Source organism: Pseudaquidulcibacter saccharophilus, from assembly GCF_019455445.1.
GTDB lineage: Bacteria > Pseudomonadota > Alphaproteobacteria > Caulobacterales > Aquidulcibacteraceae > Pseudaquidulcibacter > Pseudaquidulcibacter saccharophilus.
Window position 1 is genome coordinate 220,209 of the sequence record NZ_JAHWUS010000001.1, and the last position, 25,273, is coordinate 245,481.

A 25,273-nucleotide genomic window follows, 5' to 3' on the forward strand; every position below is an offset into this window, starting at 1 on the left:
TTGCCTTTTTACAATATTAGTTTTGTATTTTAACTTTTGCCATTAATTCGCGGAAATCTTTGTCATTTTGAAGGCGTGTAAAGATTACATCACCTGTAACACGGCCTAAATTAACATCAGACGGGTAATGCGCGCCACATACCACACGGCTTTCGCCATATTCACGACCACGCGCAATAATTTCATCTGATTTATTTGGGTAAACACGTGCCAAAATCATTGCCGTTTCCCAACCCCACGCCGAATGACCAGAAGGATAAGATGAGCCATAAGGCTCATCACCCTTAGCACAGAAAACCACATTCTTTTTATCATAATATAATGGGCGAACGCGGTCATAGGTTTTTTTCGCATCACCGCTTAATTTAAGGTGATATTTAAGCGCATAAGTAAAAACCGCCGCGAGTTCAGGGTTATTTTGTGCAGTAAAGTCTTTGCCCAAAACCTGTTGATACATTGCGAATGGCTCAAACTTATTGTCAAATTCCGCTTGGTTCCAGCGCTCACCGCTATGGTTTCCTTGCGCTTCGATAACTTTGCCGATTTCGGTTTCATTATCGGGTGGGGGCGGTAATATAATTTTCCAATTTACAGATTGAACATTGGTTGGCGTTAATGCCACCTGTGCAACCGCACCAGTTGTTTTTATAGTTTGGCATGCCCCAAGGCCAACGCCAGCAAAAATAATAAAAGAAGTTAAAAGAATTTTTTTCATATCAGACGCATTTTGTTTTTTTGAATCTTGCAATAATTTATTGTTTAAATCAAGAAGAATGCACCTTTAATAAAAAAACCCTGCCACACGGGGTTTAGGGTGCGGCAGGGTCAACACAAGCGAAATGCTTCGGTTGTATGTTTTAATCGCGGTGATTTTCGCCTTTTTCATCACCATCATCATCGCCACCGGCTTTACCTTTGCCGTTGCCTTTTTCAGATGCAAAAACCGCATTTAAAACGGCTGTGCTTTTCTCTTTACCACCGGCAACTGATGCCAAAGTTTGTTCTGTTGTGGTTACATTAAAGCCTTTTGCGCGCAAATCACTAACTAGCTGATCTGGTGTTTTGCCAACAATCGGTGCAACTTGAGAAATCGGTGCCGACTGAATTGTGCTTGAGATTGCTTCAAAAGGTGGTCTTCCACCTTTGCCTTCTTTTTCGCCGCCCAAAAAGAAACTAGCGGTCAAAATTGCGGCAAATACCCCAATAATGGCAAGTGCCAATGGCTTTTTAAGATAAACTTGGAATGGTTTGAAATTTATAAATACATGTAGACCGACCCCAAGCAAAAAAGCCCAAGATAGCCACTCATGCGCAGGCTTGTTAAGGCCAACTGCTTTGTGGAAAAATATTAAAACGCCTGTAACCGCCATTAGCAAGAATGCGCCAATGGTTAACGGTGTTGCGATTTGTCTTAAAAATTTAGTCATCATCTGCCCCTTTATATTAACTCTAACGTTTACGTAAAAAAATTCCGTCGATAAATTTCATCTTTTGGTACTTGTTTTATTGTACAAAAAATCCAAATATTGGAATGAATGGGTAACAGGGACACAATAAAGGCACAAAATGACACCAAAAACCAATGCAGAAGCCGTTAAAAATCTTCTCGATTTGCTTAAATTAAAGAAAAATGGCGAAGACATTTTTACTGGTCCAATAAACCAAGAAGATTGGGCACGAGTATTTGGTGGGCAAGTTATTGCCCAAGCACTTTTGAGCGCGTGTGAAACCATTGATGATGGCCGTATGCCGCATTCACTTCATGCCTATTTTATTCGCCCAGGTCGCCCAGAATTGGCGATTGATTTTAATGTTTCGCGTGACCGCGATGGCAAGAGTTTTTCTGTTCGCCGTATTGCGGCATCACAAAATGGCGGGGATGGCGATAAAATCATTCTTAATATGGCATGTTCATTTCAAACCCCAGAAGATGGTTTGGATTATCAAAAACCTATGCCAAAAGTGGCGTCACCCGATGAATTACAAAACGAAACCACACTTTATACGCAATTGTTCGAAAATCACCCTGACTTAACGGGCAATATTCCAGAACGTTATAAAAACCATCTTTTGCGACCACGCGCCATAGAATTTCGCCCGATTAATCAAGATCGATATGTTGGCACACAATCAACCGAAGCGGCGCAATCATTTTGGTTCCGGCTTGCAGCACCATTGTCTAAAGAAGATACCAATAATCAAATTTTACAACGTGCTATTCTTGCCTATACAACAGATTTAATGTTGTTATCGACATGCCTTTTGCCGCATGGAATTAAATTTTATGACGGGCGTATTCAAGTTGCCAGCCTTGATCACGCTCTTTGGTTTCATGAAGATATTAATCTGAATGAATGGCATTTATATGAGCAATCATCGCCATGGTCCGGTGGCGGGCGGGGCATGAACCACGGCCTGATTTATAAACAAGATGGAAAACTGGTCGCCAGCGTTGCCCAAGAAGCACTTATAAGAATGCGAAAGGGGCAGGAAAACCCCGCCCCTTCACATATTCAATCTAATATAATTTCTTTATTAGAGTAATTTATTAGTGACCTTTGCCACCACGGAATGAGCCCATGTTACCGGCCGCAAATGATGAGTTGTTGATGCTTCCTGCGCGTCCTGCATTTACGTTGGCAAAGCTTGAAACATTGCCGTAATTTGCTTGACGGAAGCCACCAACGCCACCACCAACACTTGTGCCGCAGCTACCACAGCCAGCGCTTGAACCTTTGTTCCAGCCACCGCGAGATGAATAAGAACCATAGTTACCCGCTGCAAAGCTGCTGTTATTGATGTGGCCCGCACGACCAGCATTTACATTGGCAACGCTATTGATGTTGCCATAGTTGGTTTGATGGAAACCACCATTGCCGCCAATTGTACCGCCGCAACCGCTTGTGCCACCGCAACCACCGTTGCTGCCACCATTGTTCCAACCACCACGGCCAGAATAAGAGCCATAATTACCGATTGCGGTGCTGCTGTTGTTGATGTGACCCGCACGACCAGCATTTACATTGGCAACGCTATTGATATTGCCATAGTTGGTTTGACGGAAGCTACCGCCGTGACCAGCATATGAGCCATAATTACCCATTGCAGTGCTGTCATTATTGATACGTCCGCCATAATTTACGTTAACATTGGCGTGGCTATTAATATTGCCGTAATTGACTTGGTGGAAATTTCCACTGGCGCCGTTACCGCCCCAGCCACCATGTCCGCCGTTGCCACCATGGCCACCATGTCCGCCGTTGCCGCCGTTGCCGCCGTTGCCACCATGGCCACCATGTCCGCCGTTGCCGCCGTTGCCACCATGGCCACCATGTCCGCCGTTGCCGCCATTACCGCCATTACCGCCGTTGCCACCATTGCCGCCATTACCGCCGTTACCACCATGGCCACCCCAGCCGCCATGGCCACCCCAATGGCCGCCGCCATTGTTGTTGTTGTTGTTGTTGTTGTTGTTGTTGTTGTTGTTGTTGTTGTTGTTGTTGTTGTTGTTGTTGTTGTTGGAATTATTGTTCCAATTTCCGTTGTTAATCCAACCGTTATTTGTCCAACTACCGTTATTTATCCAACCATTATTGGTCCAGCTTCCGCCGTTATAAATGTTGCCATTGTTATTCCAGCTACCGCCGTTATTGGTGTTATTGGTTGTATTGTTGTTGGTATTGCCATTCCAAGTTCCACCATTGTTGGTGTTATTGGTCCATGATCCACCATTATTGATGTTGTTGTTCCAGGTACCGTTGTTAACATTATTGTTCCAAGTACCACCATTGTTGTTATTGGTGGTGTTGTTGGTTGTATTGTTCCAAGTACCGCCATTATTGTTGTTGGTAGTATTGTTAGTGGTGTTGTTGCTGTTGTTAACACTATTATCAACGCTGTTATCGTAATTATAAGTGTTACCACCATTGATAACCATACCGCCAAAACGGCTGCCACCATTGTTTACAACAACCATGCCGCCGCCACCGCCGCCGCCGCCGCCGCCATCTACACCATAGCCAACGCCATCGTTAAACATATTACCGTTTAATTCGATTGATGGTTCAGTATATGGGATTGGTTGCACTTCATAATTTGAAAGTGGAATGACTTGGCACATGCCAGTTTGCTGAAATTGTTGAACTTCGGTAACCGCATGGCAACCGTGTGATGCCGCAACCGCTGTAACGTTTGTTTCATCAACAACCGCAACAGAATTGCTATAAGCAGATGCATATGCTTGTGATGCGTTTTGCGCAGGTACAAACGGTGTTGCACCAGTTACTTGCCAACCAGAATCATAAGTAACCGCACCGCCGCTTTCAGAAGAAGTTTCTGAATAAGTATATGAACCGTTATTTGCCGCGTAACCATATGAAGGCGCAAAGTTTGCCGCCATGGTTTGCATTGGAATAACGTCATTTTGAACGGTTAATTGAGGCACAACCTTCATTGCACCGGCACAAGGGGCAGGGGCGCCGACATTCATCATGCAACCATCACCCGCAAGAGCATTTGAAGCAGCAAAAAGTGCAATACCTAAAGCTGATGCACTAAAGAAAAATTTGTTTTTAGACATACGACACCCATTCGTTAATAAAAGGTAAATGTAAATTTCATATGCCTAAAAGCACTTATAGTAATGCGTTTTCAACCCTTTGCACCTATTAGGGGAATCTTAATATTTACGATTCTTTTACTATAAGAATTGTGATTATAAATGATGCAGGGGCAAATTTGATGCCAAAATTTTCTTGGTCTTTATTGTGAAATTGCGGGAGAATTAACCATAATATTTAGGTTAGAATCACAAATTATTATAGTTTTACTGTAAAAAAATGCAGGAAATATGTGATTATTTTTATCGTCGAATAATTTTATCACAATATTTGGACGTGATTTCATAAAAATCGCGCATATTTTTGAAGGTATCAATCGCGCCAACACTTCGTAATGCTTCATCATGACCTTGGGCAATGTGACCGCCACCCAAAAAGCCGATAACTTTCATATTTGCAGCACGCGCACCCATTACACCAGAAATGGAATCTTCGATAACCAGACAATCTTCCGGATCATAACCCATATTTTGTGCGGCAAATAGGAACACATCGGGCGCCGGTTTTGGTCTTTCAACCTGTGAGGCCGAAAATACATTTTCGCCAAAAAAGTCGATAAGCCCAACATTTATAAGATTGGTTTTCAATTGACCTAAGCGCGTTGTGGACGCCACACAAAACTTGTTACCAAGACTTTGTAATACTTCATCAATACCATCGATTATTTTAAGTTCAGTTTTATATGCCTCATGGACAAGGTGTTGCATTTGGCGAAAGTCATCTTCTTTGAACTCTATACCAAGTTCTTCGCAAATGGTTTCCCATACAATACGCGATTGTTTTCCAGAAAAACGGGTTGCCGATTCTTCGGCTGTTATGGGATGGCCAAATGAATTTGCGTAATCAGCGCCTATTTTTGCGGCAATTACTTCGCTATCGATTAAAACCCCGTCACAGTCAAAAATAACCAACATTTTTCTTTTTTTCCTAAATTACCAAAGCCTTTTGCCGTGATAATGCAAAAACACAAGATATAATTTTATTTAATCCCTGCAATACAGCAAATATTTAAGGCATTAATACATGGTTAACCATGGTTTGTAACATCTTGTGATATGACAGTTTTATGAAACCGTGTTTCCTTATTCATGCTCGCAACTTCATGCGGGCAACCCTTTGATTAGGGTTTAGTCATCATAAGGAGGTAAACTCAATGGCTTTAGAATCACATATCCGCGAATTAACTGACAAACATTCAAAACTTGATGCTTTGATTCAAAGAGAAACTAAAAGCCCCTCAGTCGATGATACGCAGCTTAAAGCCATGAAGCTACAAAAACTGCGGCTTAAACAAGAATTAGAAGGCCTAAGAAATAAATTAAACTAGGCGAATATATTTCAGGGAAAATGGGGGCGGGTTTCGCCCCCTTTTTAGTTTAAAAATTTGCATGGCAAATTTTGCTCTTCGTTCAAATATAAAAAACCCCGCAGAGTGTGCGGGGTCTTTTTTTAAATAATCATCACAAAAGATAATTATTGTTCTTTTGCACGCTCTACGTATGAGCCGTCTTCAGTCATAACCACGATTTTTGTACCAGCAGTCAAATATGGTGGAACCAAAGTGCGAACACCATTTTCAAGTGTTGCCGGTTTATATGATGATGACGCTGTTTGACCTTTAACCGTTGGTTCAGTGTCGGTGATTTCAAGAACAACGCGGGTCGGAAGCGTGCATGCAAGCGCAACTTCGTTGAAAATTGTAAGCCAAACTTCCATATTTTCTTGAAGATAAACCGCATCATTGCCCAAAACGTCTTTTGGAACGCTCATTTGTTCGTAGTTTTCAGGGTTCATGAATACGAAATTGTCACCATCGTCATAAAGATAGTTGAATTTGATTTCTTCAACGAATGCTTTTTCAACGCTGTCGGTAGTTTTGTAACGTTCAGTAATTTTGATACCATCGACAATACGGCGCATCTCAACCTGTGTAACAGGGGTGCCTTTACCAGGGTGAATATTCTGAGAATTCATAACGACATATAATTTGCCGTCTTCATGCTCAATAACGTTGCCTTTGCGGATAGATGAAGCAATAACTTTTACCATAAAAATCTCTTTTTAATTGAGGAAGTGGAATTATGCGCTGCCATAAGCTAAAATAAGCAATATTTCAATTGCTTTAGTGTGATTGGTGGCAATTGGACGGATTTGGGCGAATGACAAAGTGGAATAAAGATAAATTACAAGACAAATTACCGTTTTTACACGCCCGCAATATTGCCAAGAACGCGATTCGCAATTGGTTTATTTCCCAAAATTTTTATGAGGTTGAAACCGCCCAATTACAAACATCGCCCGGTAATGAGGTTCATCTTTTGGGGCTTTCAACCATTTGGACAGCACCCGATTTACAAAACCAAGAAATGTTTTTCGCCACATCACCCGAATTTTCGTGCAAAAAACTTATTGCCGGCGGCATGGAAAGAATATTTGAATTTGCACGCGTTTTTCGTAATCGCGATCTGTCGCCAATTCATACCCCCGAATTCACCATGCTTGAATGGTATCGCACCAATGAGGATTGGAATAAAGTTATTGAAGACACATTGGCAATTTGCAAGAATGCGGCAATTGCAAATGGTGCTGAAAATTATCGCTTTGGTCAAATTTCAATTCCGATTTCAGAACCAACCGAACGCATAACATTGCAACAAGCATTTTTGAAATATGCGGGGGTTGATATGCTTTCAACCATTACAGAAAATTGCACAACAAATCGCGATGAGTTTGCGCGCCTGTCACTATTATCTGGTGTTAATGTCGATGATAATGATAATTGGTCCGATATTTTTACCAAAATTTTAGTGGCAAAAATTGAACCCCATCTTGGCATTAGTGCCCCAACAATATTATGCGAATATCCATTGCCAGAGGGGGCATTGGCGCAAAAATGCCGCCACGATCCCCGCGTAGTTGAACGGTTTGAGCTTTATATTTGCGGCGTTGAAATTGCCAATGGTTTTGGCGAATTAATCGATAGTATTGAACAACGTAATCGCTTTGAGGATGCCATGCGCCAACAAAAAGAAATTTATGGCAAATCATATCCCATTGATGAAGAATTATTAGAGGCACTAAAACATATGCCACCTACATCAGGCGTCGCATTGGGTTTTGAACGCCTTGTAATGCTTATAAGTGGGGCAAGAAGAATTTCAGATGTGCAATGGGATGAATTTAAAGGGGGATAATATTTTGGCGTGCAAGGGACACTGTCTGAGGAATAATTAATCCCCAAATTTCACGGAATATTATTAATTCCTATCCTTCTTTCGCGCTTGGGCACACAAAAATATAACCCGCAGCACCGTAACAAGTTTTGCTTCCAACACCGTATTTTACATCAAAACGCGAAAATAATTTATAATCTTCACGCGAAATCGGTAAATATGATGCCACATCAGTCATTAGGCGTTTTTGCGCGCGCATTACTTCGCGAAAATGTTGGGTCGTCGGATTGGTCGCATATAGGCCAACCACCGCCACAAACGTCAGTAGAAAAAGGCCACCCATATTTGCACTTCGTTTAGTCATATTTGATCCCCTGCAAATTAAAACTATTCGTAAGTTCTTGAATCATTTGATGGCGATAATTGGGCAAACAAGCTTACAATTTCACCATTTTTTCAATATCTGTGATATTCATTACATTATTGTTAATTTGCCCAAGCTGTAAAGCCTTTAAATTGAACACATTGTCGCAGATTGCCCATATTTTTCTTGAACAATTTATTAACATTAAGGCGATTATAAATATTGTAATCATTGGTGATTCTTTCTGTCTTAAGTTGGTTTCACAATGACGACAAAATAAAAGTTTCACCCGGAGATGTGGATATGAATACTCGTATGATGTTTTTATTGCTTGCCGCAAGTTCATCACTTCTTTTGGGTGCATGCGCCGGTGGTGGCGGTGGCGGTGGCGGTAATACAACACCAATAATTGTTTCGCCACCTCCTCCCCCTCCACCACCTCCTCCACCGCCCCCTCCTCCGCCACCACCACCACCGCCGCCGCCAGTTGTCGCAGGGGTTGATTATCCCTTAAGCACATCATCGGAATTCAAGCGTAATTACGCATTATCAACTATAAAGGTGCAATCGGCGTGGGCACGTGGTGCAACCGGCGAAGGAATAAAAGTTGCAGTGATTGATACGGGCGTTGATAAGGCCCAAACCGATTTGGATGCCAATGTTATCGTAAATGAAGATATTGAAACCGCGCCACGCGCCGCAGATGATTTTGATCGCCACGGAACAATGGTTTCTGGATTTATTGCCAACGAGTTTAATAATATTGGAACTGTTGGGGTTGCCTTTAAATCAAGCATTTTAGCTTATAGGGTTGATGAGGCCGGAAGCTGTCAATCGGCTGATGATTGTTCATTACTTGAATCATATATTACAACCGCCATTGACCGCGCAATTTCCAAAGGCACAAAAATTATAAACCTATCACTAGGTTCAGGTGCAGATAAAACAGGCGCGGCATTTGAATATGCGCTTTTGCGGGCGACAAATGCAGGAATTGTTGTGGTTATTTCATCTGGCAATGATGGCGATATTCAGGTTGATTGGCCGGGACGTTTTGCGTCAGATGCACGCTTTAAAGGGCGTTTGGTTGTTGTTGGCGCAACAAATTATGATAACACAATGGCGTCTTTTTCCAATAAAGCCGGTGAATATAAGGATTATTATTTGGTTGCACCCGGTGCAACATCATTTGATGCCAACGACAAATATATTCCTGGTCAAACTCTTGCGACCGATTGCGATGAGCAGAATTCTTGTTATCTGGTTTCTGGCACATCATTTTCCGCACCACAAGTTTCGGGTGCCCTGGCATTATTATTTCAGGCATTTCCCAATTTAACAGTTGATCAGGCAATTAAAATTATCCTTGATAGCGCAACCGACCTCGGAACCACAGGAATAGATGATGTTTATGGACACGGTCTATTAAATCTTGACGCAGCATTTTCGCCAATTGGTAACACCACTTCAAGCACAATAAGTGGTACGCGGGTTTCATTAAATTCATTCAACGCAACCTCAAGCCCTGCATTTGGTGACGCATTGGGCCGCGCCAATCTGGTTACAGGTATTCGTGATAAATATGACCGTAGCTTTAATCTTGATATTGGTTCGCGTATTAATGCGCCATTATCGCCAATATTTGCCAATAGTTTTGGAAATGAGCTTGCGCCACAACGAATAGAAACCAAGAATGGTTTCATATCATTTGTTCCACAACTTGCGCCCAATATGGGTTTAAATAGCTTTGTAAGCGACACCAAAAACCAAAAAGTTTCAGGTGGTGGCCGGTTTGCATTAAATGGGTTTGATGTTGAATATGGTTTTGCCTCTGGTGGCATGTCGTTATTTAATCAAACTGCCGATAATCCCGTGGGGGATGGGCAGAAATTTGGTCTTTATGCCCTTAGTCAGGCTGAAAATAGCCTAAGCATTGGTTTACACAAAGATAATTGGGGCTTTGGTTTTATTTCATCACAAAATACAAGATCAAAGTCTTTGCATTATGATGATGCCCGACAGGTAATTAATCAATTTGATTTTAATTATGCAAACGAAAATAATAAAATTAATTTTGGCATCGGTAATTATTATGAAAATGGCTCGGTTTTAGGGATGCAAATGACTGGCATTAACGAAACCCCGCGGGCCGCAACCGGATATTTCAATATTGGTTATTCCCATATTTTTGGAAATCGTTTCTTGTTTAATGCGCGTGCACAATATGCAAAATTGAGCAATGCAAATTATGGTGAAATTTTCAACGTCTATAAAACCCCATATGCCAACGCATTTGGCCTTGAAATGACGGCCTTTGACAATGCTGGAAATATTGTTTTTGGAATTGAACAACCGATGCGCGCCTATTCAGGGTCATTGCAATATAATCTTGCAAATGCCTACACCGATTGGAATGTCGATAGCGGTAATAGCGTAAGAATTATCGGAATTGAGCCAAGCGGACGCGAAATTCGGTATAGTTTGGTACGAAATCAACAAATTTTCCAAACGGGCTATTTTTCATATGGAATTGGGGGTATAAACGAACGTGGAAATTCCGCCTATTCCAAGCCGGAAGCACATATTTTTATTGGAACTGGTTTTAAATTTTAATTTTGGGAGAATTTGTTTTGAGAAAACTTTCCATTTTATCAGTGGCATTTTTAGCAATTCTTGGGGCCTGTTCACCAAAAGCTGAAAAGAAAATCCAGGTTACAAATCCTGAAACCGGCGAAAAAACCGAAGTTGCGGTTAGCAAATCTTTGATGGGCGATAAAGAAACCACCATTACCAATAAAGAAAATGGGGCGACCCTTACGGTTAAAGAAGGTTCTTTGCCAGCCGAATTCCCGTCTTATATAACGCTTTATCAAGGCGCAAAAAATGTTGCCACCTTACAAGCAAATGATGGCAAAGGCACTGATAACAAAGTGGTTATGGTAAATTTCACCACCAATGACGATGCCAATAAAGTTATCGAATTTTATAGCAAACAATTGGCGGCAAATGGTTATACTGCAAAAGGAACCGCAAATATGGGTTCTATGGCAATGACATCGCTTATCAACGAAAAAACCGAAGAAGCATTGCAAATTGTCGCCAGTAAAGCAGATAATAAGGATGAAACCGCCGTTCAGCTTATATTTGCGAAACAACCAAAAAAATAATTATTGCTCTTGTAAATCTGCAATTAAATCTTCAAGCGATTGTTTAAGTGTGGCTAATTTACTATCTGGCATACATAGGCTTTTTGACATTTCCTGTGGCACATGTTTGCATTGCGTTTTGGTATTTTTTCCCTTTTCAGTAAGTGTGATTTCAACCGCCCGCTCATCAATTTTTGAGCGGGTGCGCACCACAAAGCCATCATTTTCAAGACGTTTTAATAATGGCGTCAAAGTGTTGGTATTTAAAAGTGCGCGGTCACAAATATGGGAAACCGAACATGGGGCATCTTCCCACAAAATCATCAAAACAATATATTGCGGATAAGTAAGCCCCAAGGGTTCAAGTAATGGCTGGTAAAGGCGCGTTACCAGACGTGATGCCGCATAAAGTGGAAAGCAAAGTTGTTTATCAAGTAAAAGCAAATCTTCTTGTTCTTGTTTTTTTGTTTGCGTCATCTTTATTCCTATGAATTTAGCATGCTTATAATATCTGGCTCAATTTCATTGGGTGGGGTAATCGGGGCATAGCGGCGAATTGGTTGCCCATTGCGCCCCAAAAGGAATTTTGTAAAATTCCATTTAATTGCATCCCCCAAACTGCCACCCAATTCGTGTTTAAGCCATTTAAACAACGGATGGGCATTTTTACCATTAACTTCAATTTTGGCAAACATTGGAAAAGTAACACCGTAATTAATACTGCAAACCTCATTAATTGCATCGGCATCTCCGGGCTCTTGATTGCCAAATTGATTACATGGAAACCCAAGAATAACCAGACCATCATCCTTATATTTTTTATAAAGTGTCTCAAGTTCGGTAAATTGTGGGGTAAAACCGCAATTGCTTGCAGTATTCACAATTAAAACAACCTTGTCCGCAAAATCGCGCATTGAAACTTCTTCGCCGCGTAAAGTCTTTGCCGTAAAATCATAAAACATGGTCTGGCGCCTTCGCTAATTATAATAAAACTAAATCAACATCCACATTACCACGTATGGCATTGGAATATGGGCAGAATTTATGGGTCTCTTTTACCAATTCCCACCCAAGTTCGCGATCTATCCATGGAATAGAAATCTCAAGAGTGACTTTTAAGCCAAATCCAACCGGCTCTATTGCGCCAATTCCCACTTTTGCCGTAACTTGAGAACCAGAAATTTTAATTTTTTTCGTTCCGGCAATATAGTTTAATGCACCGTCAAAACATGCAGCATAACCAGAAGCAAACAATTGCTCAGGATTGGATTTTTCACCACCCGGGCCACCCATACTTTTGGGAACAGCAAGTTGTAAATCAATTAGACCATCATCACTGCGAACGTGGCCATTACGACCACCTTGAACAGTTGCTTTTGCTTCGTATAAAATTTTCATAATTTATTCCTTTTAGATAATATAAGGCTTTTGCGATTATATCGCGTGCGATATATAATTAATTATATCGATGCAATTTGTCAAATTAAAAACCACGAAAAAAATAAAAATATAATGATGATTACAATTTCTTGCCAAACCTAGTTATATAAGACAGTCATAATTTTTGTTCATCAAGCCAAATAAAACCCTTACAAATTCGGACTAAGACCAAAATCGAATTAAAAAATTTCATATTCCTACATTTTTGATATTTACAAATCCTAACTCTTGGCTCATTAAGGCGATAGCTAGGGAATATAACAATGGTTGAACTAACTTTACCTGCAAATTCACGCGTCAAACAGGGTAAACACTGGCCCGCTCCTGAAGGTTCTAAAGATATCCGCACCTTCCGCATCTATCGCTTCGATCCAGACAGCGGTGAAAACCCACGTTGGGACACTTTTGAAGTTCCAAAAGATGCATGTGGCCCAATGGTTTTGGACGCACTTATCTGGATTAAAGATAATGTCGATTCCACACTTACTTTCCGCCGCTCTTGCCGCGAGGGGGTTTGTGGTTCTTGTGCAATGAATATCGATGGAAATAACACTCTTGCCTGCACCAAAGGGCATGAAGAGTGCAAAGGTTCTACGGTTTCAATTTCTCCACTTCCGCATATGGACGTTGTAAAGGATTTGATCCCTGATTTAACCAATTTCTATTCACAATACGCAATTGTTGAACCGCATTTGCAACACGTTACTGTTGCACCAGAAAAAGAATGGCTACAAAGCCCGCAAGATCGTGCGAAACTTGACGGTCTTTATGAATGTATTCTTTGTGCGTGTTGTTCAACTTCTTGCCCATCATATTGGTGGAATGGCGATCGTTATCTCGGCCCTGCTGCTCTATTGGCGGCATATCGTTGGGTTATTGATTCGCGCGATGAAGAAACCGGCAAACGTCTTGATAATCTTGAAGATCCGTTCCGCCTATACCGTTGCCACACTATTATGAACTGTGCGCAGGTTTGCCCTAAAGGTCTTAACCCTGCCAAGGCAATTGCTGAATTGAAAAAGATTATGGTTGAACGCCAAACCTAATTAATGGCAAAAATCAAAAAACAAAGCCCCGATTTTCGGGGCTTTTTTGTTATTTAACATCCATCACTGTGGTTGATTGGGGGCCAAAGGTTCTATCCGTTGGCTTAATTGGCATTTCAGTTCCAGTTGGGGAAACCCGATTCCGGTAATCATTGGTTCCAAGTTCATCGCCGCAATATGTTGCATAAACTTTTCTGGCATTACCATCTGCATCGCGACGAATAGTTTCAATCATTTGACAAGTTGCCTGACCACCGCCGGCAGAAAGCCCAAAAATATCATTATTGACCATAATCGGTTGACCGGCGGCAACTGGTGCCTCACCACATGCGGCAGATGCCTGACCATTAGTTATTATGCAAAGATTTGGCTCGGTATAAAGTGTTTTTGCGGGGTCAAAATTGCGAACATTTTCATCCGCACCAATACGGGCATTGGTAGGGTTTTCAACAAGATCCGCAGGCAATGCACCATCTTCCGCATTTTCGGATTTTTTAATATCAGCAGTAATCGAGGCATTGTGCGCGGCAATGACATTACCATTATCAACCGGTTCTTGCATCATCAATAATAACGCCAACATAATTTAATTCCCTCAACGAATTTTCGCCTATATTATGCGGCAATAATATTACTCAAATACTAATTCCTTTTATTTTGGGTTCTGCCATATCTTTTGCTAAATGGCTGGCGATTATTGGGTTATAATCATTGGCGCTTTTAAAACACGGCTTGCCCGCACTCTTGGTTTCAATCAAATAAATAACATCGTCATCTTTTTTGGGTCTTATGATATTATTTGCCAATGCCTTGGCGACGGTTTGAATACGATTAATTGCCCCAAGCTTATTCTGGCAATTAGTGATATGAAACTGCACGGTTCGCGGTGATATTCCCATCAAAACCCCAATTTCCCAATTGGTCTTGCCATCAATTACCCAACGCAAACATTCAACCTCCCTCCCACTTAGCTGCACAGTACGACGGGTTTTAAAAAGCGATTTTGCAAGAAATTGTTTAATTCGTTGATATGCCATAACGGCAACCAATAGTAATGCCTCATCATCATCAATTGTTAAATCAAGAAAATTTACTGATCCATAATTCAAAATCGCCAGGCACCCTTCTGGCCCATATACTGGAAGGCTAAGACCGTCTTTAATACCGTTTTCACGCATTTTGATAATAAATTCACGCTCTTTAACGCCGCGTGCCGCCGCAAAAACCTTGCGCCAACTAATTAACTCAGGCCTAAATATCGCAATATTGCGACATGGGTCTGATAATGCACTTTGCTCATTGGCATAATATTCCAAAATATCGGCCGGATAATTTCCAAACCCCAACAAATTATTTGCATTATTCATTGGGTTTTTTGGCCCTGGAATCGCTTGAAAATATTGCGCGCCAATCATTGCGCCCAAACGTGCCAAGGCTTCGGATAATTCAAAATGGGTGCCAGCTTTTCTTAGCTGTTGAATTGCTTCGCTTGCCGCCATTTGCACTCTTGTCATTTTGCGCTCCAAATTAAATGTTCTTGTTTTGTTCTTTTTATAGCATAATAATTGCTTAGTCGAATAGAATTTATTGCGACTTGTTAAAAGTACGTCCGTTTATGGCATATGCAAATGCCCCACCTATATAGGCGGGGCATTAACTTTCGGGAGGAAACTTTTAGGTGTCGCAATAAATTATTATTATATTATAGCGACATTAAATTTGATTGGCGGCTAATTAATAGCCCGCCATTCTTGCTGCCATAAGACCGATTGGTCCAAACAATGCGGCAACAATAAGCGCACCTGCGATCAATGACTGAATATGAGGGACAGGTGCAGTATCAACATCATAATTTCTAAATAAGTTTGACATATCTATGCCCTTTCTTTTTGTTTTGAAATCACGCCTATTTTTCTATTAAAACGTAATTCCATTTTTGGGGCGCAAAGTATCCATCTGGATTATCTCTTTATTACCCCAAGATTTGGTTAGTTGTTTAAGCCACCTAACCTATTGTTTATGCCGGAATTAAAGTCGCCGGCGTTTCGGCTGTGCATATAGTCACCCATTTAGCACAAGTCAATGAACACTTTGTTAATTATTCACTGTTCATTGGCAAGGCAGTCATGCGTTTACGCATAGTATTGCGCGAACACTTATGCAATTATGAATGAAGTTTTAATGAAATAGATAAAATTTTATGGTTTACTCAAGACCACGAAATATAAGGTGCAGAACTTCATCAAGCTCAAGCGCCAATTCTTCCATATCTTTTTCCACCTCAAGATCAGGATTGGTGAAATATAATGTTGCATGAAGCATAGCCTGCATGGTTTTTTCACGATTGTGCGGCTCGGAAAATTCACCGTTTTTAATGCCTTCATCATAAATTTTAAGAAGGTATTCAAGCTTGCGTTTGCGGCGCTCTTTTACAAAAAGCGGCTTTTCCTTACTTAGGGCAAGGATAAAATCACGCGAACGGTCGGTTGGGTTATTAATATCAAACGCTTCCTTTAATCTAAGGAAGAAAATCTTTTCAAATTTTTGCTTTGCGCTTATGTTTTGGTCAATAATATTTGCGACCTTGTGATATTCATCACGCTCATGGTTTATGGCAATATGTTCTGCAATATCAACTTTTGAAGGAAAATAACGATAGAGATTGCCGGTGGACATATTCAAATCGCGCGCAATTTCGGCCATTGTGGTTTTTTGATAGCCATAGTGCATAAAACGTTTACGAGCAGCGTCAATAATTAGCTGACTTGTTTCTTGCATTTGTTCCATGAAACGCGCTAATCCTTTTAGAAGAGACTTATTAGAAATGTATCATAGTGAAATATACATTAAAAAATGAATGGTCAATAAATGATTCATTTATTAGACTAAAGATGCGGGGGTAGCGATGACAAAAATTGGTGTTTTGGGTGCTGGTGCATGGGGAAGTGCTTTGGCACAGGTATGTGCAGCGGCAAATGATGTGGTTTTATGGGCTTTTGAAAAAGAAGTTGTTGACGAGATCAATCAAAATCACACTAATGAAAACTTTTTGCCAAACACAAAACTCGATGCAAAAATTCATGCCACATCGGATTTGGCACAAATGGGTGATTGTGACATGTTACTTGCGGTTATTCCCGCACAATTTATGCGCCGCTCTTTTGCCAATCTTGCCCCACATATAAAGGCTGGCACACCAATTATCCTTTGTTCCAAGGGTATTGAACGCGGAACACATTCTTTGATGACCGATGTTTTAAAAGAAACAATACCCCAAGCTGTTCCGTGTGTTTTATCGGGCCCTAGCTTTGCCAAAGACGTGGCGGTTGGTAAGCCAACCGCAGTAACCCTTGCATGTGAAAACCGTGAGTTGGGCGAAAAGATACAGGCGGCAATTTCAATCCCAACCTTCCGCCCATATCTTGCGGATGATTTAATTGGCGCAGAAATTGGCGGCGCGGTTAAAAACGTTCTTGCGATTGCGTGCGGCGTTGCCGAAGGGCGCAAACTTGGTGAAAGTGCGCGCTCGGCACTTATTACACGCGGCTTTGCCGAATTGGCGCGCCTTGGCGTGATTATGGGTGCAAAAACCGAAACCCTTATGGGATTATGCGGACTTGGTGATTTGGTTCTGACTTGTTCGTCAACAACTTCGCGTAATTTTTCTTTAGGCAAAGCATTGGGCGAAGGACAAAGCCTTGAAGACGCTTTAAAGGGTAAATTATCGGTTGCTGAAGGTGCCGCCACCGCACCCGCCCTTTTGGAATTATCACTTAAACATGGTGTTGAGATGCCAATTTCAACCGCCGTTGCACAAATTTTATCGGGTGAAAAATCGGTTGAAACCGCAATCATTGAGCTTTTGAATCGCCCATTAAAACAGGAGAAAAATTAATGCCAATCTATCATCTTACGGCAATTGATATTGAAAATGGTTTTGCATTGCGCGCAGATACCCGCCCAACCCATCTTGAATACCTAAAAGATTTGGGTGATGATTTATTGATGGCAGGTCCAATTTTAAATAATGAACAAAAAGCAGTCGGCACAATTGCAATAATCACCGCAGAAAATGAAATTATTGCAAAACAAATTTTTGATAAAGATCCATATGCAAAGGCAGGTTTATTTGCATCTACTGAAATAAAAAATATAAATCCATTATTTGGTAAATGGTGTGGATAAGTATTTAATTAAACACTATTTTTAATCTTCATTAACCAAAGCGCGGCATAGAGCAAGTTTTTAAATTAACCAAATTTGCATTCTTTGAGACGCTTTATATGAACCTAAATCTCGCAAACACAAAAATAAGTAAAAAACTACCGCTTGTGATCACTTCATTGGCGATGATGTCATCAATTATTTCAGGCGGTGCAGGTTTCGTGGTTTCATTATTGGAACGTAGCAGCGCCGCCGGCAATGAAATTGGCAATCAAGCGATTGCCGCAATTATCACAACCCTTATTGCCGGGGCAATTGCAACATTTTTCGGGTTAAAATTTTCAAAAACCATTACCACACCCATTGATACACTTAATGAAAGCATGCGCAGGCTTGCGGATGGTGATGCAAATTCAAAAATTCCAAACCAAGAGCGCGGCGATGAAATTGGCACAATGGCTCAAGCGGTTGAGGTTTTTCGCAAAAATGCCATTGAGCGTGCCCGAATGGAAAAACTATCGCAAGAAGATGCAATGTTACAAATTCGTCGTGGCGAAGCAATAAAGACCGCCACCGCAAATTTTGAACGTACTGCCGGCGATATGTTAAAAGCCGTTGCCGCCGCCGCCAGCGAGCTTAACGCCACCGCAAATGCCATGACCAACGCAGCAGAACGTACTAACCAAATGGCGTCATCAGTTGCCGCGGCCGCAGAAGAATCAAGCGTAAACGCCAATGTTGCCTCATCATCTGCACAAGAGCTAACGGGGGCAATTGCACAAATTGAACATGCATCAAACGAATCGAATACTGTTGCCACCGAAGCGGTTGAAACCGCCAATGAGGCACAAGCAGCCGTTGGCGAACTTGTGAATGCGGCACAAAGTATTTCAGAAGTTGTTGATCTTATTCGCGGCATTGCCGAACAAACCAACCTTCTTGCCCTTAATGCGACCATAGAGGCGGCACGTGCCGGTGCGGCGGGTGCGGGTTTTGCCGTTGTTGCACAAGAGGTTAAAAACCTTGCGGGTCAAACTGCAATTGCAACCGATGAAATCGGTAGCCATATTAATTCAATCCAGAGCGTTGTTTCATCGGCAAGTGATGCAATGATTAGAATTACCGATGTTATATCAAAAATTTCGACATTATCGGGAACGATTGGCCATTCGGTGCAAGAACAATCAGTTGTTACCGATGAAATCGCGCGCTCAATTACCGAGGTGGCAAGTGCGGCGCAATCAGTAACCACCGATGTTATCAAGGTAACAGAAACCGCATCTGAAACCGGTGTTGCCGCCGCCCAAGTGCTTTCCGCTAGTGAAGAACTGACAATTCAGGCCACCCGCCTTGAACAAGAAACCAATAAATTCCTTGCGGCTGTACGCGCGGCATAATTTATACCTCACGGCTAATTCGGGGCATTTAACTCCTTCCCTTGAGGGAAGGTGGATTTTGACCAAGGGTCTAAAGACGGAAAGGCGTTTGCCACGCAGACGCACACTTGCGCGCTCGCGCTCCCCGTATTCGTTTGAACCAATTTTTATTTTAAATATTCGCAAAATAAAATCGGAAACCACGTTTTTCGATTTTATTTTTCCTTTGGTTTCCACTTTGCTAAGTGAGCGAAGCGAGGGCGGCAAAGTGATGCTAAAGTGGTGGAACCATCTTTCCCGTAGAATGTTGAACTTCCCCATACGACCTGAAGATACAGGTGGGTGCCAGGTGAAAGGAACCACGATTCCAGCCAGCGCCAGCTCCCGATGGATTAGTTAGGTCAGAAGGAATGTTTAATTCCACAAAGAGGACAGAACCACCAATTACAAATTAGGTACTAAAGCCAATTTACGCAAGGGTGCAAAGCATATGTTAATTTATACTTGTATCTTTTTTTGGGTTGGCAAGAGGCGGAATTGGGGCGATATTTATCCCCTCCTCTATTAATTCGCGCGCTTCCTGTGGCGTGGTTTCACCGTAGATTGGGCGTTCTGGTGCTATGCCGTCATTTATATCGCGTGCCTCGCGGGCAAATGTATCACCCACATAGTCAAAATTCTTTTCAATGGTTTCACGCATGTCTTCATAGATCTTACGCATCTCTGGCGGCACTATGTTACCACTGGTAACGGGAATATTTGCGCTTACTTTTGGCGGTGTCTTTGCAATTGATGGCGCCATTGGTGCTTTTTCAATATTCTTGCTCTCACAAAATGGGCACGCCAAAAGACCGCGTTCCTTTTGGGCATCATAATCACCGCCTGACGGGAACCACGCTTCAAAAATATGATCATTATCGCATTTAAGGCTATATTTAATCATAAATATCAAAACTCTTGTTTAAACCCCATGCCGGGATTTTTTTGCGCGCCGCACTTACCTCATCAAGATTGATTTCGGCAAGAGCAAAACCTGTGCTTTTTCCATCTAATTCGGCAATAATCTCACCCCATGGGTTAATAATCATTGAATGGCCATAGGTTTTACGACCATCGGCATGCAAACCGGCTTGTGCCGGGGCAATAACATAAGCGCCATTTTCAATTGCCCGCGCACGCAAAAGCACTTCCCAATGCGCTTTTCCAGTAGGGACAGTGAATGATGCCGGCATCGTTAAAATCTCGGCACCCTTTTGGCAAAGCATGCGGTAAAGATGGGCAAAGCGCATATCATAACAAATAGAAAGCCCAAACTTACCAATTTCTGTGTTGGCAAGAACCGCAGTTGTACCGGCCTCATAGGCATCACTTTCGCGCGCCTCCTGCCCCATTCCAAGATTAACATCAAACAAATGTATCTTGTCATAATGGGCAATCAATTTACCGTCTGGCGCAAAAAACAAGCTACGGTTTACCGCCTTTTTGCCAATTTGTTGAAATAGCGCCGAGCCAATCAAAAGATATATGTTTAATTCCCGTGCCAATTCAGAATATTGGCTAAAGCCATCTTCTAGTTTTGGGCAGATTTGTTTAAACTTTTCACGGTCACGCTCTAATAAATTGCTTCCTTCTGGGGTTGCAACGAAATATGCCCCTCTTCCCGCCGCTGCGCGCACCAATCTTTCCAATTCAGACCAAGCTTGCGCGGGGTCATTTGATGTATTGGTTTGAATGATTGCGGCGGTAAATTTGCTCATCTTATGCCGCCAATAATTCGTCTAGCTTGCCTGCACGCTCTAGTGCATAAATATCATCGCAACCGCCAACATGTTTTTCACCAATGAAAATTTGTGGGTATGTAGTGCGACCTGATTTTTGCATCATTTCTTGGCGCAATGTGGGGTCAAACGCTGCCACGATTTCATTTACGTCCGCCTTTTTTTCTTCGAGTAGCATCATAGCACGAACGCAATATGGGCAACCGGGTTTGGTATAGATTGTAACTTTTGGCATTTAATACTCCTGTGTATAATAGATAAATGTATTTTTTGGGTTTTAAAGCCCCCAATTTCGATATAAATGCACTATGCGCATTATTTCAGGGCTTTTACGCGGCAAAAACCTTTTAACCCCCGTGGATTGGGATACACGCCCAACATCCGACAAAGCACGTCAGGGTGTTTTTAACATTTTGGAACATGCGCCATGGTCCGAAGGGATTATCGGGAAAAATGTGCTTGATATCTTTGCCGGAACCGGTGCAATGGGCCTTGAGGCGGCATCACGAGGTGCTGAATTTGTGGGTTTTGTGGAAAATAACCCCAAGGCAATAAAAATCTTGGAACAAAACATCAAATCCTGCCGCCTAGAAAATTCAAGTAAATTGTTAAAAACCGATGCCCGCAAAATCGGGGTAATACCAAAAACACTACCAAAATTTGATTTGGTAATACTTGATCCACCTTATGGCAAAGATTTGGTATTACCCGCAATTGATGCCCTTATAAAAGGTGGCTGGTTGGTAGAAAATGCAATAATAATCGCCGAAACCAAAAAGGGCGAAGAATTAACCCCGCCCCCAGAAGCCGAAATCTTACGCGAAGTAAGCTATGGCATAAATGGTTTTAAAATTATGCGCCTTGGCAACAAGCCCTAAACAAGCCAACTTTGTGGATTTGGGATTTCTTGTTTTTTAAAATACAAATTAAGCCCCACAATGGTGCGTACCAAAAATAATATCATGGACGCAATCAATACTGGAATTCCCACCAACACAAAAATAAGCAAAATCCCAATAAAGCTATATAATAATGTTATCCAAAAAGTGCGGATAAGATATGTATAATGGCTTTGCATCCAATATTCATCTGCCTCAGGCTTTTTAACATATGCAATGATAAGACCGATAATAGAGGTTATGCCAAACACAAACGATGCAAGATACAAAAAATAACAAATTGAAATTGAATTTTCTGTATCCATCACAAGGTTTGATTTTGGTGTGGTTTCAGGTGTTGGGTCTTCCATATATTCCCCCATTAATCCATAAGTTTTTCAGTCAGATATGTGAATTCTAATGCACGACGTTTTGCGGTTTCAATCAAGTTTGCCGCCGCGGCATGTCCACCATCAGTGTTTTCATAATAAAGGAATGGCATGCCAAGCTCTTCCATTTTTGCTGCATATTTACGTGCATGACCAGGGTGAACCCTATCATCCTTGGTTGAAGTTACAAAGAATGGCTCTGGGAAATCGGCGCGTTTATGCAAGTTTTGATATGGCGTAAGTTTTTCAAGCCATGCGCGTTCTTCTGGAACGTCTGGGCTGCCATATTCGCCAACCCATGATGCGCCCGCAAGCAATTTATGGAACCGAAGCATATCAAGCAACGGTACCTGTACCACAACGGCGTTGAATAATTCAGGGCGCTGCGTAAGCATTACGCCCATCAACAGACCACCATTTGAACCACCCATAATTCCCAAATGGCGTGGGCTTGTAAGTTTGTGATTTATTGCCCATTCAGCAATGGCGATAAAGTCATCGTAAACCACCTGTCTTTTGGTTTTTAGTCCGGCATCATGCCATTTCGGGCCATATTCACCACCGCCACGGATATTGGCAAGAATATAAACCCCACCGCGCTCAAGCCACATTTTCCCAATATAAGCGGAATAATTTGGCTGCATTGAAATTTCAAAACCACCATAGCCGTATAAAAGCGTTGGGTTTGTGCCATCGTGCTTGATGCCCTTTTTATGCACCACGAAAAACGGTACCTTGGTTCCGTCTTTGGAAGTTGCAAATTTCTGCTCAACCACAAGGTTTGAGGCATCAAATTTTGCGGGTTGCGACTGCACCACAACTGGTTTTGCAGTTTCATTTGCAGCATAGAAAACCGATGGCGGGGTCAAAAGATCATTATACGAATAGAAAACTTCGGTTTCTTTCATATTGGTGTCGGCAATTGATGCCACACCATTTTCTGGTAGTGCCACCACACTATAAGTCCATTTGCCGTCCGATGCCGTTGGATAGAAACGAACCTGTGATTTTACATCTTTGGTAAGTTCAACCATCAAACCATTTTTGGTGAATGAAACACCCTGTAATGCCTCTGATGGATCGGGGGTATAAATTGCCACCGCATTAATTGCCCCATCTTTGGCAATCATCTCACTTAAAGGCGCACAAATTAATGACCCTGAAGCAAAGTTTTGGGTCGTGCCACGTGGTATCCAATCTTGTTGTAATGTGAAATATAACAAGCCCCCGCGAATGCCAGTAATTGAATTCTTCTCTGGCAATGCTACTTCGATAATTTCACCGCTTTCAGATTGGTAGAAGGTTTTTGAAGTAAAGAAGGTAACGCCGCGATTATACAAAGTATGGTATTTTTCACCATCATATACGCGGTATGCGCCGGCGGAGACATCGGTCTTTTCACCACGGAAAACTTCTACTGCGTCTTCAAGTTTTTGACCGCGTTTTAGTTTTTTCACAATGTATGGATAACCGCTTTCGGTTAATGTGCCATCGCCCCAATTGGTTCCAATCAAAAGCGTGTCTTTATCAAGCCAAGTTACGTCTGATTTTGCTTCAGGGATTGTAAAACCGCCATCAACAAAGCTGCGGGTTTTCATATTAAATTCGCGCTTGATATTTGCATCTTTACCGCCATTAGAAAGCGATAATAGTGCAATGGTATTCCAAATATCATATGGGTCAAGCATTGAAGAACCCTTATAGACCCAGTTTTTCCCCTCATCTTTTGAGAGTTTGTCAAAGTCTAGAATAGTTTCCCATTTTGGGTTGCCTGATTTCCATGATGCAAAATCGGCGCGACGCCAAAGACCACGAATTTGCACATCATCTTGCCAGAAATTGCTTATATAACCATCCGAATAGCCGCCAAAGGTTAGGCGGTCTTTAGATTTAACGATTGCCAAGGCGTCGTTTTCAAGCCCCTTGTAACGTGGATCGGCCTGAAGTTTTTTAAGGCTGCGATCATTCTGCCCCTTTACCCATGAAAGTGCTTTTTCACCTTCAACATCTTCGAGCCATAAATATTTATCGGGACCTAAATCAGCTTTAATTGTATCGTTCATTACTATGTTTTCAGCAGATGCTTTTACACTGCGATCAGCGCTTGCGCAGGCGGTTAATGCGATTGTCGCGGAAGAAATTGCGAGAAAGTTACGTTTAGATATAGTCTTACTATTCACTTCATGCTCCGTATTTTTGGGGCATGATTGCATGGATTTTAAATTATGAAAAGTGTGAAAACACTATTTTTCATTTTCAAGCAATGGATTACCATTTTCATCGGTGAAATATTTGGAAAGCAAGATTATATTAATAATCCAGAATAGGGCATTAATAGAGAAATCGCCCCACATGTTATATATAACCCAAGTTTTTTCCGGTAAATTACGCCAAACAAGCTCATTAACAATGGCAAGAAAAATATTCCAAACACCAACCCGCAAGGCAAGTGTGCGCCAAATGGCCTCTGGCATGTGAATCATGCCATCAAAAATTGTTTTTAAAACATTCCGATTAAATGCAACCGAAACCAAAAGTATTGACCCAATTGCAGTATAAAGCGCGGTCGGACGCATTTTGATGAATAATTCATTTTTCAAGAAAATTCCCAAAAGTGAAAATCCGCCAACTACAATAAATGTGAATATACCGATTGGTGAAAGTTTTTTTTCCTTTATCCATGAATAAACAAATCCCACGACAGCCGCCGGTAAAAACGCCATGGTCGAAAATATTAATGGTTGGGGATGTTTAATTTTTTGCGCAATAAAATAAGCGATAAAAAACACCAATGCCGGCCCAAGGTCGGAGATAAGGCGTGTTAAAGATGGCCCAGCAGGCATCTTTGCAGTGGTATTATTATCAGGCGCTTCGGTCTGTTGGGTTTCTTCTGTCATCTG

Annotated in this window: 29 protein-coding genes; 10 read left to right on the top strand and 19 right to left on the bottom strand. The window is 41.8% G+C overall.

Going from position 1 to position 25,273, the window contains the following annotated elements; all coding sequences use genetic code 11:
* Positions 1-16 precede the first annotated feature (16 nt).
* Positions 17-715 (bottom strand): acid phosphatase, encoded by a 699-nt coding sequence (locus tag KXV15_RS00940; protein ID WP_240006281.1) that lies wholly within the window; start codon positions 713-715, stop codon positions 17-19.
* A 142-nt stretch (positions 716-857) separates the two neighbouring features.
* Positions 858-1,427 (bottom strand): DUF4405 domain-containing protein, encoded by a 570-nt coding sequence (locus KXV15_RS00945; RefSeq protein WP_240006282.1) that lies wholly within the window; start codon positions 1,425-1,427, stop codon positions 858-860.
* Between the two features lie 139 nt (positions 1,428-1,566).
* Between KXV15_RS00945 and KXV15_RS00950 the strand changes: the two genes are divergently transcribed.
* Positions 1,567-2,544 (top strand): acyl-CoA thioesterase, encoded by a 978-nt coding sequence (locus tag KXV15_RS00950; protein ID WP_240006283.1) that lies wholly within the window; start codon positions 1,567-1,569, stop codon positions 2,542-2,544.
* A gap of 4 nt (positions 2,545-2,548) precedes the next feature.
* Here the strand turns inward: KXV15_RS00950 and KXV15_RS13420 are convergent, their stop codons facing one another.
* Both KXV15_RS13420 and KXV15_RS00960 read right to left on the bottom strand, forming a co-directional pair.
* A complete protein-coding gene (locus tag KXV15_RS13420) occupies positions 2,549-4,579 on the bottom strand; it encodes a hypothetical protein (protein ID WP_275671512.1) in 2,031 nt (676 codons plus the stop codon).
* A 282-nt stretch (positions 4,580-4,861) separates the two neighbouring features.
* Positions 4,862-5,533 carry an HAD family hydrolase gene (locus KXV15_RS00960; RefSeq protein WP_240006284.1) on the bottom strand — a complete coding sequence of 224 codons (672 nt, stop codon included), beginning with the start codon at positions 5,531-5,533 and terminating at the stop codon, positions 4,862-4,864.
* A gap of 239 nt (positions 5,534-5,772) precedes the next feature.
* On the opposite strand from KXV15_RS00960, the gene KXV15_RS00965 reads away from it, so the two are divergent.
* Positions 5,773-5,946, top strand: coding sequence for a YdcH family protein (locus KXV15_RS00965; RefSeq protein WP_240006285.1), 174 nt, complete (start codon positions 5,773-5,775; stop codon positions 5,944-5,946).
* 146 nt (positions 5,947-6,092) lie between these two features.
* Here the strand turns inward: KXV15_RS00965 and efp are convergent, their stop codons facing one another.
* Positions 6,093-6,668 (bottom strand): elongation factor P, encoded by a 576-nt coding sequence (gene efp / locus KXV15_RS00970; protein ID WP_240006286.1) that lies wholly within the window; start codon positions 6,666-6,668, stop codon positions 6,093-6,095.
* A 110-nt stretch (positions 6,669-6,778) separates the two neighbouring features.
* On the opposite strand from efp, the gene epmA reads away from it, so the two are divergent.
* Positions 6,779-7,813, top strand: coding sequence for an EF-P lysine aminoacylase EpmA (epmA, locus tag KXV15_RS00975; RefSeq protein WP_240006287.1), 1,035 nt, complete (start codon positions 6,779-6,781; stop codon positions 7,811-7,813).
* Between the two features lie 70 nt (positions 7,814-7,883).
* Here epmA and KXV15_RS00980 read toward each other — a convergent pair whose 3' ends face one another.
* Positions 7,884-8,156 carry a hypothetical protein gene (locus tag KXV15_RS00980; protein ID WP_240006288.1) on the bottom strand — a complete coding sequence of 91 codons (273 nt, stop codon included), beginning with the start codon at positions 8,154-8,156 and terminating at the stop codon, positions 7,884-7,886.
* A gap of 303 nt (positions 8,157-8,459) precedes the next feature.
* Here KXV15_RS00980 and KXV15_RS00985 point away from each other — a divergent pair, with 303 nt between their 5' ends.
* Both KXV15_RS00985 and KXV15_RS00990 read left to right on the top strand, forming a co-directional pair.
* On the top strand, positions 8,460-10,769 hold the full coding sequence (locus KXV15_RS00985; RefSeq protein WP_240006289.1) for a S8 family peptidase: 2,310 nt from the start codon (positions 8,460-8,462) through the stop codon (positions 10,767-10,769).
* A 17-nt stretch (positions 10,770-10,786) separates the two neighbouring features.
* Positions 10,787-11,323, top strand: a complete 537-nt coding sequence (locus tag KXV15_RS00990; RefSeq protein WP_240006290.1) for a hypothetical protein — start codon at positions 10,787-10,789, stop codon at positions 11,321-11,323.
* Here KXV15_RS00990 and KXV15_RS00995 read toward each other — a convergent pair whose 3' ends face one another.
* The 3 genes from KXV15_RS00995 to KXV15_RS01005 are packed head-to-tail and all read right to left on the bottom strand — an operon-like array spanning position 11,324 to position 12,700.
* Positions 11,324-11,779 carry a MarR family winged helix-turn-helix transcriptional regulator gene (locus KXV15_RS00995; RefSeq protein WP_275671514.1) on the bottom strand — a complete coding sequence of 152 codons (456 nt, stop codon included), beginning with the start codon at positions 11,777-11,779 and terminating at the stop codon, positions 11,324-11,326.
* Positions 11,780-11,787: 8 nt separating this feature from the next.
* Positions 11,788-12,264, bottom strand: coding sequence for a glutathione peroxidase (locus KXV15_RS01000; RefSeq protein WP_240006291.1), 477 nt, complete (start codon positions 12,262-12,264; stop codon positions 11,788-11,790).
* Between the two features lie 19 nt (positions 12,265-12,283).
* On the bottom strand, positions 12,284-12,700 hold the full coding sequence (locus tag KXV15_RS01005; RefSeq protein WP_240006292.1) for an organic hydroperoxide resistance protein: 417 nt from the start codon (positions 12,698-12,700) through the stop codon (positions 12,284-12,286).
* 305 nt (positions 12,701-13,005) lie between these two features.
* On the opposite strand from KXV15_RS01005, the gene KXV15_RS01010 reads away from it, so the two are divergent.
* Entirely contained in the window at positions 13,006-13,788 is a 783-nt protein-coding gene (locus KXV15_RS01010) for a succinate dehydrogenase iron-sulfur subunit (protein ID WP_240006293.1), read from the top strand.
* 49 nt (positions 13,789-13,837) lie between these two features.
* Here the strand turns inward: KXV15_RS01010 and KXV15_RS01015 are convergent, their stop codons facing one another.
* The 4 genes from KXV15_RS01015 to KXV15_RS01030 all read right to left on the bottom strand — a co-directional run bounded on the left by KXV15_RS01015 (position 13,838) and on the right by KXV15_RS01030 (position 16,575).
* The gene (locus KXV15_RS01015; RefSeq protein ID WP_240006294.1) at positions 13,838-14,371 is read right to left on the bottom strand and encodes a hypothetical protein; all 534 of its coding nucleotides are present in this window, start codon (positions 14,369-14,371) and stop codon (positions 13,838-13,840) included.
* A 52-nt stretch (positions 14,372-14,423) separates the two neighbouring features.
* Complete coding sequence (locus tag KXV15_RS01020; protein ID WP_240006295.1) at positions 14,424-15,302, bottom strand: helix-turn-helix transcriptional regulator; 879 nt, start codon at positions 15,300-15,302, stop codon at positions 14,424-14,426.
* 220 nt (positions 15,303-15,522) lie between these two features.
* The gene (locus KXV15_RS01025) at positions 15,523-15,660 is read right to left on the bottom strand and encodes a hypothetical protein (protein ID WP_240006296.1); all 138 of its coding nucleotides are present in this window, start codon (positions 15,658-15,660) and stop codon (positions 15,523-15,525) included.
* Positions 15,661-15,993: 333 nt separating this feature from the next.
* A complete protein-coding gene (locus KXV15_RS01030; RefSeq protein WP_240006297.1) occupies positions 15,994-16,575 on the bottom strand; it encodes a TetR/AcrR family transcriptional regulator in 582 nt (193 codons plus the stop codon).
* Positions 16,576-16,693: 118 nt separating this feature from the next.
* Between KXV15_RS01030 and KXV15_RS01035 the strand changes: the two genes are divergently transcribed.
* The 3 genes from KXV15_RS01035 to KXV15_RS01045 all read left to right on the top strand — a co-directional run bounded on the left by KXV15_RS01035 (position 16,694) and on the right by KXV15_RS01045 (position 19,349).
* Positions 16,694-17,683: an NAD(P)H-dependent glycerol-3-phosphate dehydrogenase gene (locus KXV15_RS01035; protein ID WP_240006298.1), complete on the top strand. Its 990-nt coding sequence runs from the start codon at positions 16,694-16,696 to the stop codon at positions 17,681-17,683.
* Positions 17,683-17,973: a YciI family protein gene (locus KXV15_RS01040; protein ID WP_240006299.1), complete on the top strand. Its 291-nt coding sequence runs from the start codon at positions 17,683-17,685 to the stop codon at positions 17,971-17,973. The genes KXV15_RS01035 and KXV15_RS01040 overlap by 1 nt, the downstream gene beginning before the upstream one ends.
* Before the next feature lie 98 nt (positions 17,974-18,071).
* On the top strand, positions 18,072-19,349 hold the full coding sequence (locus KXV15_RS01045) for a methyl-accepting chemotaxis protein (RefSeq protein ID WP_240006300.1): 1,278 nt from the start codon (positions 18,072-18,074) through the stop codon (positions 19,347-19,349).
* Positions 19,350-19,821: 472 nt separating this feature from the next.
* Here the strand turns inward: KXV15_RS01045 and KXV15_RS01050 are convergent, their stop codons facing one another.
* Genes KXV15_RS01050 through grxC form a run of 3 tightly spaced genes read right to left on the bottom strand, consistent with a single transcriptional unit; the run spans position 19,822 to position 21,341 of the window.
* On the bottom strand, positions 19,822-20,271 hold the full coding sequence (locus tag KXV15_RS01050) for a DUF1178 family protein (RefSeq protein WP_240006301.1): 450 nt from the start codon (positions 20,269-20,271) through the stop codon (positions 19,822-19,824).
* Positions 20,264-21,085, bottom strand: a complete 822-nt coding sequence (locus KXV15_RS01055) for a carbon-nitrogen hydrolase family protein (protein ID WP_240006302.1) — start codon at positions 21,083-21,085, stop codon at positions 20,264-20,266. The genes KXV15_RS01050 and KXV15_RS01055 overlap by 8 nt, the downstream gene beginning before the upstream one ends.
* A gap of 1 nt (position 21,086) precedes the next feature.
* Positions 21,087-21,341 (bottom strand): glutaredoxin 3, encoded by a 255-nt coding sequence (gene grxC / locus KXV15_RS01060; protein WP_240006303.1) that lies wholly within the window; start codon positions 21,339-21,341, stop codon positions 21,087-21,089.
* 73 nt (positions 21,342-21,414) lie between these two features.
* On the opposite strand from grxC, the gene rsmD reads away from it, so the two are divergent.
* A complete protein-coding gene (gene rsmD / locus KXV15_RS01065; protein WP_240006304.1) occupies positions 21,415-21,984 on the top strand; it encodes a 16S rRNA (guanine(966)-N(2))-methyltransferase RsmD in 570 nt (189 codons plus the stop codon).
* Here the strand turns inward: rsmD and KXV15_RS01070 are convergent.
* The 3 genes from KXV15_RS01070 to KXV15_RS01080 all read right to left on the bottom strand — a co-directional run bounded on the left by KXV15_RS01070 (position 21,981) and on the right by KXV15_RS01080 (position 25,270).
* Positions 21,981-22,355, bottom strand: a complete 375-nt coding sequence (locus tag KXV15_RS01070; RefSeq protein WP_240006305.1) for a DUF4870 family protein — start codon at positions 22,353-22,355, stop codon at positions 21,981-21,983. The genes rsmD and KXV15_RS01070 overlap by 4 nt on opposite strands.
* Before the next feature lie 11 nt (positions 22,356-22,366).
* Positions 22,367-24,553: a prolyl oligopeptidase family serine peptidase gene (locus KXV15_RS01075; RefSeq protein WP_240006306.1), complete on the bottom strand. Its 2,187-nt coding sequence runs from the start codon at positions 24,551-24,553 to the stop codon at positions 22,367-22,369.
* A gap of 63 nt (positions 24,554-24,616) precedes the next feature.
* Positions 24,617-25,270, bottom strand: a complete 654-nt coding sequence (locus tag KXV15_RS01080; protein ID WP_240006307.1) for an inner membrane-spanning protein YciB — start codon at positions 25,268-25,270, stop codon at positions 24,617-24,619.
* Between the last annotated feature and the right edge of the window lie 3 nt (positions 25,271-25,273).